Origin of the sequence: Acinetobacter lanii (genome assembly GCF_011578285.1) — a bacterium.
GTDB classification, from domain to species: domain Bacteria; phylum Pseudomonadota; class Gammaproteobacteria; order Pseudomonadales; family Moraxellaceae; genus Acinetobacter; species Acinetobacter lanii.
Map to the genome: position 1 here is coordinate 1,759,159 of NZ_CP049916.1, position 12,545 is coordinate 1,771,703.

Sequence of the window (12,545 nt, forward strand, 5' to 3'; positions counted from 1 at the left end):
TTTCTGCTGATTAATTAATAAAATTATATTTATCTTTTAATATATAAAACATAATGTTAGATTAAATTTGATTATTTTTTCAATCTACAACTTTTAACAAAAGAAATTTATTATCATGAAATTAATAGCAATTAAGTTAGAAAATTTTAGGGGTTATCAGGGTATAAATCTGATAAATATTGATTCTAACTTAACAGGAATTATTGGTAAAAATGATGCTGGTAAATCCACAATTTTAGAAGCTTTAGACGTTTTCTTTGAGAACTCATCTTTGGATAAGAATGATAAATGTGTAAGCTGTGCCGAAGAGGATAATGTTTCAATAACATGTATTTTTGATGACAATCCAACCTCTTTAATACTTGATGCTACATCTGTAACTACTTTACAAAATGAGTATTTATTAAATTCAGAAGGTTACTTAGAAATTAAAAAAACTTTTCGAATAAATCAGAAGGTATCAACTGACTTATGCCTGATTGCCAACTATCCAAATAATATTGGCTTAGATAATTTGATCATTTTGAAAAATGCAGAATTAAAAGCATTGATTAAGGCAAAAAATTTAGATATATCTCAAGTTCAAGACCAAAGATCTAATACATCGTTAAGACAATATTTATTCAAATCGGAAACTCTTACTTTTCATTCCAAAGAAATTCCATTAAATAAAGAAGATGCTAAAAATGTTTGGGATGCTTTAAAGAACTTCTTACCTATTTATGCATTATTTAAATCAGACCGCAATAGTAGCGATCAAGATAGTGAAGTCCAAGATCCAATGAAACTGGCAATTAGACACGCACTATCTGAAATTCAACCACAATTACAAGCCGTACAGGAACATATCAAAACAAAAGTTGAAGATGTAGCTGGAAGAACTTTAGAAAAATTATCAGAAATGGATTCAGCTCTAGCAAAAGATTTGATTCCGGATTTTTCAAAAGAACCTAAATGGGAGTCAATTTTTTCAATGGCTTTAGCCTCTGAACAAGGTATTCCTGTCAATAAAAGAGGAAGTGGTGTAAGAAGATTAATTCTTCTAAACTTTTTTAGAGCAGAAGCAGAGAAAAAATTTCGAGAAGCAGATGGTCGTTCAATTATTTATGCAATTGAAGAACCTGAAACTTCACAACATCCAGATTATCAGGAGATGTTGATAAAAGCTCTTTTAGATTTATCCATATTACCAAAAACTCAAATATTAGTAACCACTCATACCCCAGCCTTAGCAGGGCTAATGCCTATATCCAGTTTAAGATACATAACTAAAGATGAAACAAATCAACATGTAATTGCCCACGCTGATTGCAACGACATTTTAAAATCAATTAGTGAAGATTTAGGTATACATCCTTTCGGTAATATTTCTAATCCTCAATGTCGAGGATATATCTTCGTTGAGGGTGTTTCTGATGTTGTATTTTTAAAACATATATTTTCTAAATATGCTGAAAAAGGATTGATTCATAAAGATTACATTGCTGAATTGGATATACAGCTTCTTATTAGTGGTGGAAGTGATAACTTAAAACATTGGGTAAACTATAAACTTATAGAATCATTACAAAAACCTTGGGCAGTTTTTTTTGATTCTGACAACGATGGAAATGACTGTCAAAAATATCAACAAAACTTGGCTAGTCAGTCCAAATATTCCAACATAATTTTTCATTTAACTGCAAAAAGAGAGTGTGAGAATTATCTACATCCTAATGTCATCCTCAGAGTATCTAATAACAGACTTAGCTATACCCCTGACAATTTTTCCGATCAAAAAGTGATTTTAACTCCTCTTTTATCCGATTTTATCGCTATTAAAAAAAGTAATTTAATTGAAAAATTATGGGGAAATAGTACATGCGAGGAAATTATAGAAAGTTGCACAGATCAACAAGGAAATAATGAATTCCTTCAATTTATCAAGAGAATTGAGGGAAAGTTTGGTTTAACTGAACCAGAAAAAAAGACCGCCTAAGCGGTCTTTTTAATTATATTTCATCAAGCCACTGGTGCTAACGTAAACAACACTTGCCCCGTTTTCACCGTTTGCCCTTTTTCAATGGTAATAGCTTCAACTTTCATACGCTCAGGTGCAATAATTGGAATCTCAATCTTCATTGCTTCAATCACTGCAAGCGTTGCACCTTCTTCCACAATATCCCCGGACTGGCATTCAATTTTCCAAATTGAACCCGGCATATGCGACTCAACCGCACAACCGCCATTCGGAATTTCAACACCTGCGCCGTCATCCATAGCATCTAAACTTTCAGACACATATTCTGCAAGACCTGCTTCATGCCAGCGACGACGTTCTGCATCAAAGTTGGCTTGTTGTACAGACTTAAAGGCTGAAATGGATTCCTCATTTTCAATTAAGAAGTCGTTGTACTCTTTTAAGTTCAATATGCCTTCTTCAATACGAAGTTTTAAGCGACCTGCTTTAAAGTCCTCACGCATCTGCATCAGTTCAGTTTCAGAGACTTCATAGAATTTAATTTGGTCAAAGAAGCGCAGTAACCACGGTTTACCTTGCTCAAAGTCGGCATTTTTACGGTAGCGTGACCACATTTGCGTGGTACGACCAACAAACTGATAACCGCCCGGACCTTCCATACCATAGACACACATATAAGCACCGCCAATACCCACGGCATTTTCAGGGGTCCAAGTTCGTGCAGGGTTATATTTGGTGGTGACTAAACGCTGACGTGGATCAAGTGGAGTCGCGACAGGCGCACCGAGGTACACATCGCCTAAGCCCATGACCAAATAACTTGCATCATAGACCACATCTTTCACAGCTTGTTTGTCTTTTAAACCATTAATTCGACGGATAAATTCGATATTGTCCGGACACCATGGTGCATCTGGGCGCACAGTTTGCATATAGCGTTCCGTTGCCAATTGGGTTTGTGAATCTTCCCAAGCGAGTGGTAAATACACGGTACGAGATGGCACTTGCATCTCGGTCACATCAGGGAGTTCCGCTTCAGCGACTTGTAATAAACGCAATAAATTAATTTGATCAAGTTTGATTGAATCAAAATGGATTTGCAGTGAACGGATGCCCGGTGTCAGGTCGATAATGCCCTGAATATTTTGCTTTTGAACCCATTGCATCAAAGCGTGAATACGGAAACGTAAGTTTAGATCAAGTACTAACTCACCATATTCCACCAACATGTAGTTGTTACCCGCAGGACGATACACCACATCAGGCGCACCATTTTCACCTTTTAAGGTATCGAGAACCGCATTTTTTAATGTCGAAAGTTCAGGATAGAACGACTCATCAAATACGACAGCTTTTGTATCTGACGCTTCTACTTGTGCATGATATTTTTCATTGAGTAGTTTAGCTTGGTGATAGCTCACGGGGATAAATTTCACCTTGTCACCGGCTTTAAGCTGACCGAGTTTCCATAGTTCAGAGTTGATCACCACTGCAGGACAAACGAAACCACCGAGACTTGGACCATCGGGACCAAGAATAATTGGCATATCACCGGTGAAATCAATCGCCCCAATGGCATAGGCATTGTCATGAATATTGGATGGATGCAGACCGGCTTCACCACCATCCTCACGTGCCCATTCAGGTTTTGGACCAATCAAACGAATACCGGTACGGCTTGAGTTAAAGTGAATTTCAAAGGTATTGTCAAAGAAGGTATCAATGTCATTTTTGGTAAAGAAATCAGGCGCACCATGTGGGCCATACATCACCGCAATTTCCCATTCATGGCTAAATGACGGCACTTGTTCAGGTGCAAGAGCTTTAATTTCATCGCTTGTAAATGCGGTGATTGGCAGCATATCGCCAATCAGTAAGTTACGCCCTGCATGACCACCAAACTGACCTAAGGTAAAAGTTGATTGTGAACCTAGATATTCAGGCACATTCAAACCACCTTTGATGCCGATATAGGTACGGCAACCTGTGGCGATTTTGCCACATTTTAACACCTGACCTTTACGCACATTGATGGTTTGCCACATCGGTACAGACACACCATCCAATGTTGATGGCATATCACCACCAGCAAGCACGATTTGGCTGTCACAATGGAATTTTAACGTTGGACCTTGTAGCGTACATTCAAGCCCTGCGGTGTTATAGGCATTACCCAGCAATTGGTTTGCAACATTGAGAGATAATGGATCAATCGCACCTGATGGTGGTACCCCGACATCCCAGTAGCCTAAACGACCTGTGACATCTTGCACGGCAGTTTGAATACCGGCTTGCAGGACTTCAATCTTTTGGGTTTTCCATTCAAAAGTATTTAAGAAACGTGTGGTTTGCGTACCGGCTTTAAAGACTTCACCGTCGATGATGTTTTGCAGATATTCAAGATTGGTTTCAATACCGGCTACTGAGGTTTTAGCAAGTGTATCGGTCATCGCTTGAATGGCAGAGGCACGATCATCTGCTGTGACAATGATTTTCGCAATCATCGGGTCATAGAATGACGATACATTCGAGCCCGTTTCCACCCATGTTTCATTTCGGGCATTAGGATCAAACTCAACATATGTCAGTAAGCCAGCACTGGGTTGGAAGTTTTTAATTGGATCTTCAGCATATAAACGTACTTGAATCGAATGACCTTTTGATTCTAATGGTTCAGTTGGCGCAGTCCAATCACCGCTAGCCAAGGTGACCATCCATTCCACCAAGTCCACACCAAAGACTTGCTCGGTCACGCCATGTTCCACTTGTAGACGAGTATTCACTTCCAAGAAATAGAATTCTTGTGTGTCGGTATCCATCACAAATTCAACCGTACCCGCAGAACGGTACTTCACCGACTGCATCAATTGAATTGCGACATTTTGGATATAGGCACGCTGTTCGTCATTGATATGCGGTGCCGGTGTTTCCTCAATCACTTTTTGGTTACGACGTTGTACCGAGCAATCACGCTCACGGAGTGCAATGACATTGCCTTGACCATCGCCAAAAATTTGCACTTCAATATGACGCGCGTTTTGTACAAATTTCTCTAAGTACAACCCTGCATCTTTAAAATTGGCTTGGGCTAAATAGGATACGGTTGCATACGCATCTTTTAGTTCTGCTTCATTCCACACCAAGCGCATACCGATTCCGCCACCGCCGGCTGTACTTTTCAGCATTACTGGGTAACCGATACGCATCGCTTCTGTGAGTGCTTCTGCTTCATCCTTCAATAACTGACTACCTGGCAGTAAAGGTACATTGGCTTGAATGGCAAGTTCACGCGCCGTGTGCTTTAAACCAAAAGCACGCATTTGTGCAGAGTTTGGACCAATAAAAGCAATACCTTGTGACTCACATAAGTCACAGAATTCAGCATTTTCAGACAAGAATCCATAACCCGGATGAATCGCTTGTGCGCCGGTTTGTTTGGCCACCTCTAAAATTTTATCGATATTTAAATAGCTTTGACTCGCTGGTGCTTCACCGATATAGACCGCTTCATCCGCTAAAGTCACATGGAGTGAATCACGATCGGCTTCTGAGTACACTGCAACGGATTGGATGCCGAGTTTTTTCAAGGTACGAATGACACGACACGCAATTGCTCCACGGTTGGCGATTAATACTTTATTAAACATGTTATGCGTCCTCGCCTTCACGGATGATCAATTGAATTTTGGTTGGGTTATAGGCATTACAAGGATTATTCAGTTGTGGGCAATTGGAGATCAACACGATCAAATCCATTTCTGCTTTGATTTCCACATATTTACCCGGTGCAGAAATACCATCATCAAACTTTAGATGACCCTCAGAGGTCACAGGCACATTCATAAAGAAGTTAATATTTGGACCGATGTGACGCACATTTAGACCATGTTTTTTGGCAATTGGATGCTGAGACAGCGCAATCATGAAATTGTTACGGCAACTGTGCATTGGATATTTGTCATGTGCATAGCGAACAGTGTTACTTTCACATGAACATGCACCACCTAAAGTGTCATGGCGACCGCAGTTATCATCATGGATGGTGGCAATTTTATTGCCAAAGTTGGTGTATAAAGCTGTGCCTTTTTCTAAATAGATTTGTTGATTGATTGCCAATGTATCGGTTGCGCTATAACGCTCTTCAGGGTTTGACGCCGAGATAAAGAGCGTATCCACCGCTTGGTTGCCTTCTAAATCCACAATACGAAAATATTGCCCTTTTTTGACTTCGCACATCCATGCTTCACCGGCAGGACAAACTTCGTTTAATACTGTTTTTTTATGATTTTGTGTTGGGTTTACAAGTGCAGTCATGATCTTTTTTCCTTAAGCAGTTAATGCGTAATAGCGATTGGTGTTTTGAAAAGCACGTTGATTTTGTGGACAAGAGTCACGACAAATATCTTTTTTGCTTAGGCTATTTGCTTTAAATAAGGAGAGTTCTATATCTGCGGGTAAATAATGTTCGATATGATCCAAAGTATGTGGTGCAGCGGATAAAAACACCAAGCAGTCCATTTCAAAGCGGAGTTCGATCACTTGATTCGTATTGTCAGATGCCACATAGCTGAGATTGCCATTGTCATCCGGTTGAACTTTAGAAAACAGATTTAAAGTACTGCTCAGGTCTGTTGCAGATAAGCCAAACTTGGTCATCTCAAGGAGTAAAGAGTCTTTGCCATTGCGGTACATGTCGTTACGTGCATCTTGGAAGGTTTTCGTGCCAAATTTTTTTTCAATTTGTTGTGCAGTACTTGGTGCACAAAACGCATCATTCCAACCATGGTCATCTTTGACAATGGAAATCATCGCGCGCCCCAGATCAGATGTAAGAATATGCCCAGTGCTTAAAAATGCCGTATGTTGCCCTTTTAAGCTGTCAGGCATGTTATAGCGTTCGAGCTTGTCTTCACTGTTCACGCAGTACAGTGCGACATTGGCATTTTGACCTAAAGCTTTAAGTTGAAGAATTGCACCTTTTTGGATACGTGCTGACCAATGATGACCACCGGGTAAGATTTCTGTCCATAAAACTTGATTATTGTGAAATGTACTTTCAAAAGTGCCCATTTGTTTAACCTCTATCAGGTGTATTAACAACCTCCCGGGCTTTTATCCCTCCGTGTAGCGAGCGGTTTTTCCTTTCGCCGTGAACTCTCGGTCTCAGGCGTAGTTCAATCTTTTATATCAGATCGCACTACCGGAACCCTAGATCACTTTATGATGAATAGATAAATGCAAATGGCATGCCAAAGTATTACGATTTTATTTTTTTATCATACTGAAATCATATTTAACTGGTCAGCTAAAGGCTTGCTAGATTCAATGAGGGAGAAAGACGTGTAATATGATCTTCGCCTGATGTCAGTTCCAATATAGAGGCATTGAGCACATGTAACTCCTGCGGATGATGGGTCACATACAGCATGGGTAAACGCATTTCATGATGAATCAAGCATAAGAAAGACAAAAGTTCCCGCCGTAAATCAGGATGTAATCCGGACAATGGTTCATCCAACAACAATAATTCTGGTGACGAGAGTAACGCACGTCCGATCGAGACGCGCTGTGCCTCACCACCTGACAGTTGCTGTGGTTTCCGATCAATCAAGTTTTCAAGTTTCAATACATCCACAACCTGATCAAAACTAAATTTTACTGGGGTTGGATGTTTATTTTTGGCGGCATAGTTGAGATTTTGTTGAACACTTAAGTGAGGAAACAACAAGGCTTGTTGAAAAATGAGTGCAATACGACGCTGATATGTCGGTATCTTTCGAGCAGATTGCGCATCAAATAATATGCGATCATGCAGTTGAATACTCCCGTGAATTGGCTGGAGCACACCTGCAAGACACTTGAGTAAAGTACTTTTTCCACTACCTGACTCACCCACAATTCCCACGATTGATTGATCAACCCGACATTGTATATGCAAGTTGAGTGCAGACACTTGGTACTGAAAATCGCAATGCAACATCGTATTAGCTCTTCATTCGTTGTTGATATTGGTACATCATCCAGTAATTTGCCAAAAGTGCAGAAAAAGCCAAAAACAGTGAAACAGCTACCAGTCGCATGGCCATCGCATCACCATTCGGCTGTTGTAATAAGGTATAAATGGCAATGGGAATGGTACGGGTTTCATCAGGAATATTGCCTACAAAGGTGATGGTTGCACCAAACTCACCTAAGCTACGGCTAAAGCCCAAAATGCTACCAATCAGTATGCCTGGTAAAGCTAAGGGTAAATAAATACCGATGAAGATTCTCAATGGATTCGCCCCCAAGGAGCTGGCCACTTGTTCGAGTTGTGGGTTGATGCTTTGAAAGGCCAAACGAATTGGCTGCACCATTAAAGGGAAACCGACGATGACAGAGGCTAAAACTGCACCTTTCCAGTTAAATGCCAATTCAATCCCCCAGTGCAGTAAATATTGCCCAATCATGCCTTGGTTGCCAAAGACCACTAAAAGTAAATAACCCATTACCACAGGAGGTAGCACCATAGGCAAATGTAACAGCGCCTCTACAGCAAACTTGGCTGAAAACTGGTAGCGTGCCAATACCCAAGCCATGGCGATCGCCAAGGGCAAACATAATAAAGTCGCACATGTCGCCACTTTAAGTGATAGCCACACGGCACTTAATTCTTCTGGGGTCAACAGGTCAGTCATACACTTATTTAGCCCAAGGATTTGTCAGGCAGTAAAAAACCATAACGTTTGAATATGAGTTTTACTTGCGCATTGGTTTGGAGAAATTGACTAAATTGCTGAGCCGCTTTATTTTTCTGACCTTGTCGCGTTAAAGCGATTGGATATTCAATGGGATGATGGCTATTCGTTGGAAACGCACCTACGATTTGCATTTTATGACTCATCAACGCATCGGTTTTATACACAATGCCTAAACGACATTCCCCTCGTTCAACAAAAGCCAAAGCTGCTCGAGCATCATCGGCTTCGACGATCCGGCCTTTCAAGCTACTGAGCCATTGCAACTGACTTAAACTTTGTTTGGCATATTTACCCAGTGGTACAGATTCCATTTGCCCCGTACAGAGACGTCCCTGAAGTGATTGGGCAAAGTTAAATGCAGCGCTCGGTTGAAATGCAATTGGCTTACCTTTAGTTTGAATCAGGACCAACTGATTCGAAAGTAACAGATGTACATGGTTAGCTTGAACCTTATTCTTTCCGATCAAATATTGCATCCAGTCTTGATCAGCACTGAGAAAAAGATCGCTTGGTGCCCTTGCCTCAATGTGTTTGGCCAATTGAGAACTTGCCCCATAGACACCGATAATTTTCGTGTTGGGATATTGTTTTTGATACAGCTTAGAAATGTCATTCAATGCACTGCTTAGACTTGCCGCTGCATACACTTTGACAGTCGCTGCATATGTGGAGTTTATACCTAAATATAAAATGATGGGTAAACGTTGCAGCCATTTCATTGCAGTAGCTCGAGACAAGTGAGAGGTTTGAGCGAATATTTGCATTAAATAAAAATGCCACTAAGTACAGCGCCTTTTTGAATGTTTTGATTGGCTGGAATACGGACTAAGCAATTGGCTTGCATGAGGTTGGAAAGCATATGAGATTGTTGTTTGCTTAGGCTATTTAGGTAAAGCTGACCTTGCTCAAACTGCGCGTACATCCTTAAGAAGCGCTCACGTTGATCTGATTTAAGCTCATGTTGAATGATGCCACTGAACCAAGCACATGGTGATTTTTGTCCCTGAAGTGCTTTCATTAACAGGTTCACATACACTTGTATCCCCACATAGACCGCAGCAGGATTGCCCGGTAAGCCCAATAAATAACAAGGGCTATGCTGTTTTCTTGCATATTCAGCAAAAAACATCGGTTTGCCCGGTTTCTGTTTGACTTTCCAAAAAATCTCTTTAAATCCTATATTCAAAGCAACGGGTCGAACAAAATCATAATCACCGACTGAGACTCCACCCGTGGTGAGTATCACGTCATAACGATCTTTTAAGTCGTGGAATAATTGACTGACGGCGTATTCAGTATCTGTAACATGGAAAATATAGACTTGCTGATGCTGTTGCTGAAACCAAGCGCGAATGAGTGGACCATTGGCATCAAAAATTTTTCCGCTTTGTAACTCATCCATCGTGTCTGCAATTTCATCCCCCGTAATTACTACTGCCACTTTGGGTAAAGCATAGACATGAACCGTTTGAACACCTGCCATACTCAAAGATGCAATGGCACCCACACTCAGCTGTTGCCCTGCTTGTCCCAAACATTGCCCCACAGCAACTTCTTCCCCGACATCTCGAATGTCTGCATGTGGTTGTAGTGCAGCGGTGATTTTAATCATGTTTTGATGCTCGATAGCTTGCACAATTTCCTGACGGGCTACCGTCGTGGTATGTACAGGAATCTTGGCTCCTGTAAAGAGTCGCACGGCTTGTCCCTGCTGCAAAACCAGCTCACTGCGCTGTCCAGCTCGAATCTCTCCAATTAGTTCAAAATGTACACCGGCTTCAATCTCACCTTCATGACATAAGGCATAACCATCCACTGCACTTTGGGAAAATAAGGGTAAGTTTATTTGCGAAGAGATCGGTGTTGCCAAATAACGATTCAATGCCTGATCTAACCCAATGCACTCTGTCGTTAAAGCTTGCGTTCTGTCCAAAATGAGCTGTAATGCCTCATCTACTGTGATTAAACCGGGCTCGCTTCCACAAGCAGAATGGTTATCTAGAGCTATCGCTTGATTCATTATTGATACCCTCCCGCATGTGGGATATTTTTTTGCACATCAAACAGATGCACCAATGCAGGTAAAATAGCGCTAAGCGACTCAAAAGCGCCTTGTCGACTACCCGGCAGCGTGATCACTAAACTATTTTCAATATAACCTGCAACCCCACGACTCAAAGCCGCATATGGCGTACGGCGTTGACCAAAATTACGTGATGCTTCCATGAGTCCCGGAATTTCACGTGTCAGTAGCGGTTGAATGGTTTCGACGGTTAAATCTTTCGGTCCCAACCCAGTACCGCCTACAGTGAGAATAAGGGGATATTGTTTTTTTTGATCATGGATGAGCGCCAATAACTGCTTAGGATCATCAGGAATGATGTGATAGGCAATATTGCTAAAGTTCGCTTCTTGCAACAGATCCATCACATTCTGCCCTGCTGTATCTGGTTTTTTACCTGCGGCTACGGTATCCGACAACACAATCACCGAGGCACTTAAACTTTCCTTCAGCACACGGCTAAAGTGCGATTTACCGCCTTTTTTCTTTTCTAGTTTTACTTGATCTAGACACAGGTCTTCAGGTTCACAATGTGGTTTTAACATGTCATATAGCGTTAAACCTGCTAGACTCACTGCCGTGAGTGCTTCCATTTCCACTCCAGTCGGCCCAATCGTTTCAACAATGCCACGAATTTCGACCTGTGCCTCTCCTAAGGTGTATTCAACATCCGCACGATAAATAGGCAGTGGATGACACAGTGGAATCAATTCATCTGTACGCTTAGCCCCTAAAATGCCTGCAATACGGGCGGTTTTTAGTGCATCACCTTTTTCGGTATTGCCTGTTCGAAGTAATTCAATGCAATGCGGGGGCGCATGTAAAATTCCTGTTGCAATCGCAGTGCGATAACTCTCTGCTTTCATTCCCACATTTTTCATTGAATTTGTCCTAGTGAATAAATATTGAATCTAAAAATATCGAACCTAAATATGAATATGTCTTGTTATGCGTCTGCCTTGTCACGCTGACACTGCACACCATGTTGATGCCGATGCATTTGGTGCGATAAGGTGCCATTTAAAGTCATGGCATCTTTCGTCGGCGTTGGATGATCTTTACGAATACAACACCCCTCGACATATTGGCTGCTCCCATCGGCATAAAACTCTTCCTTCCACACCGGAACTTCATGCTTTACCCGTTCCACTGCTTCTTCACAAGCCGCAAAAGCTTCTCGTCGATGGGCCGCATAAGCCACCGCAATAATTGCTGTTTCACCAATAGTGAGTGCACCTATACGATGAACGACGCGGACATAAGAGACGCCGTATTTCTGCTGAATGTCCTGCTCAATCTCTCGAATCATTTTTTCAGCCACAGGTGCATAAGCGGTATATTTGAGTGCGGTTACCGCTTTGCCCTCATGATGATTACGTACCGTACCGATAAACATACCCATACCCCCACACTCAGGAAAATGTTCAATACCATCAAAAAGTTGTTGATCAAATAACATCGATTGAATCCGAGCAAATTGTTTGAGTTGCATCTCATCCTCCTGCAACAGGTGATAGCAGCACCAACTGCGTATTTTGCTTTAAGTGTTGTTGGCGACTGACAATGTCTTCTCCAATCGCACAGGCACAACGTTCTATTGCAGATTGCACCTGCGGATATTGCTCAACAATCTGATTTAAAACGCTTGAAATCGGTGTATCAACGTCACACTCTACGCTCACGTCCTGAGGTAGCTGCCGTTCAATGGCGCCATACGCTTCTATATGGATATGAATGGTGGCCCGTTGATCATGGTCTTGATCATTATTGTATAGGTTCATGC

The 12,545-nt window shown here is 41.4% G+C and carries 11 protein-coding genes and 1 riboswitch; of the genes, 1 reads left to right on the forward strand and 10 read right to left on the reverse strand.

What is annotated here, in order from left to right; genetic code table 11:
• Positions 1 to 115: 115 nt before the first annotated feature.
• Positions 116 to 1,978, forward strand: a complete 1,863-nt coding sequence (locus tag G8D99_RS08250) for an AAA family ATPase (RefSeq protein WP_166324326.1) — start codon at positions 116 to 118, stop codon at positions 1,976 to 1,978.
• A gap of 23 nt (positions 1,979 to 2,001) precedes the next feature.
• Here the strand turns inward: G8D99_RS08250 and uca are convergent, their stop codons facing one another.
• The 10 genes from uca to G8D99_RS08300 all read right to left on the reverse strand — a co-directional run bounded on the left by uca (position 2,002) and on the right by G8D99_RS08300 (position 12,543).
• Positions 2,002 to 5,607 (reverse strand): urea carboxylase, encoded by a 3,606-nt coding sequence (uca, locus tag G8D99_RS08255; RefSeq protein WP_166324329.1) that lies wholly within the window; start codon positions 5,605 to 5,607, stop codon positions 2,002 to 2,004.
• A 1-nt stretch (position 5,608) separates the two neighbouring features.
• Positions 5,609 to 6,274 carry an urea amidolyase associated protein UAAP2 gene (locus tag G8D99_RS08260; RefSeq protein WP_166324332.1) on the reverse strand — a complete coding sequence of 222 codons (666 nt, stop codon included), beginning with the start codon at positions 6,272 to 6,274 and terminating at the stop codon, positions 5,609 to 5,611.
• Positions 6,275 to 6,286: 12 nt separating this feature from the next.
• Entirely contained in the window at positions 6,287 to 7,030 is a 744-nt protein-coding gene (locus tag G8D99_RS08265) for an urea amidolyase associated protein UAAP1 (RefSeq protein WP_166324335.1), read from the reverse strand.
• 29 nt (positions 7,031 to 7,059) lie between these two features.
• Positions 7,060 to 7,183: riboswitch (guanidine-I (ykkC/yxkD leader) on the reverse strand.
• A gap of 82 nt (positions 7,184 to 7,265) precedes the next feature.
• Positions 7,266 to 7,940 carry an ATP-binding cassette domain-containing protein gene (locus G8D99_RS08270; protein ID WP_166324338.1) on the reverse strand — a complete coding sequence of 225 codons (675 nt, stop codon included), beginning with the start codon at positions 7,938 to 7,940 and terminating at the stop codon, positions 7,266 to 7,268.
• A gap of 4 nt (positions 7,941 to 7,944) precedes the next feature.
• Positions 7,945 to 8,628 carry a molybdate ABC transporter permease subunit gene (gene modB, locus G8D99_RS08275; RefSeq protein WP_166327647.1) on the reverse strand — a complete coding sequence of 228 codons (684 nt, stop codon included), beginning with the start codon at positions 8,626 to 8,628 and terminating at the stop codon, positions 7,945 to 7,947.
• 17 nt (positions 8,629 to 8,645) lie between these two features.
• Positions 8,646 to 9,419 carry a molybdate ABC transporter substrate-binding protein gene (modA, locus tag G8D99_RS08280; RefSeq protein ID WP_166324341.1) on the reverse strand — a complete coding sequence of 258 codons (774 nt, stop codon included), beginning with the start codon at positions 9,417 to 9,419 and terminating at the stop codon, positions 8,646 to 8,648.
• Positions 9,420 to 9,463: 44 nt separating this feature from the next.
• Positions 9,464 to 10,720 carry a molybdopterin molybdotransferase MoeA gene (locus G8D99_RS08285; protein WP_166324344.1) on the reverse strand — a complete coding sequence of 419 codons (1,257 nt, stop codon included), beginning with the start codon at positions 10,718 to 10,720 and terminating at the stop codon, positions 9,464 to 9,466.
• Complete coding sequence (gene moaCB, locus G8D99_RS08290) at positions 10,720 to 11,643, reverse strand: bifunctional molybdenum cofactor biosynthesis protein MoaC/MoaB (RefSeq protein WP_166324347.1); 924 nt, start codon at positions 11,641 to 11,643, stop codon at positions 10,720 to 10,722. Before moaCB ends, G8D99_RS08285 begins: the two co-directional genes overlap by 1 nt.
• Before the next feature lie 65 nt (positions 11,644 to 11,708).
• The gene (locus tag G8D99_RS08295; protein ID WP_166324350.1) at positions 11,709 to 12,254 is read right to left on the reverse strand and encodes a molybdenum cofactor biosynthesis protein MoaE; all 546 of its coding nucleotides are present in this window, start codon (positions 12,252 to 12,254) and stop codon (positions 11,709 to 11,711) included.
• Between the two features lies 1 nt (position 12,255).
• Positions 12,256 to 12,543 carry a MoaD/ThiS family protein gene (locus G8D99_RS08300; protein ID WP_166324353.1) on the reverse strand — a complete coding sequence of 96 codons (288 nt, stop codon included), beginning with the start codon at positions 12,541 to 12,543 and terminating at the stop codon, positions 12,256 to 12,258.
• Positions 12,544 to 12,545 lie beyond the last annotated feature (2 nt).

What these genes read in the sequence shown, in the direction of transcription:
- G8D99_RS08285 (WP_166324344.1), bottom strand. Translation starts at nt 10,720, where the DNA reads ATGAATCAAGCGATAGCTCTAGATAACCATTCTGCTTGTGGAAGCGAG.
- modA (WP_166324341.1), bottom strand. Translation starts at nt 9,419, where the DNA reads ATGAAATGGCTGCAACGTTTACCCATCATTTTATATTTAGGTATAAAC.
- G8D99_RS08300 (WP_166324353.1), bottom strand. Translation starts at nt 12,543, where the DNA reads ATGAACCTATACAATAATGATCAAGACCATGATCAACGGGCCACCATT.
- G8D99_RS08250 (WP_166324326.1), top strand. Translation starts at nt 116, where the DNA reads ATGAAATTAATAGCAATTAAGTTAGAAAATTTTAGGGGTTATCAGGGT.
- G8D99_RS08260 (WP_166324332.1), bottom strand. Translation starts at nt 6,274, where the DNA reads ATGACTGCACTTGTAAACCCAACACAAAATCATAAAAAAACAGTATTA.
- G8D99_RS08265 (WP_166324335.1), bottom strand. Translation starts at nt 7,030, where the DNA reads ATGGGCACTTTTGAAAGTACATTTCACAATAATCAAGTTTTATGGACA.
- moaCB (WP_166324347.1), bottom strand. Translation starts at nt 11,643, where the DNA reads ATGAAAAATGTGGGAATGAAAGCAGAGAGTTATCGCACTGCGATTGCA.
- G8D99_RS08295 (WP_166324350.1), bottom strand. Translation starts at nt 12,254, where the DNA reads ATGCAACTCAAACAATTTGCTCGGATTCAATCGATGTTATTTGATCAA.
- G8D99_RS08270 (WP_166324338.1), bottom strand. Translation starts at nt 7,940, where the DNA reads ATGTTGCATTGCGATTTTCAGTACCAAGTGTCTGCACTCAACTTGCAT.
- uca (WP_166324329.1), bottom strand. Translation starts at nt 5,607, where the DNA reads ATGTTTAATAAAGTATTAATCGCCAACCGTGGAGCAATTGCGTGTCGT.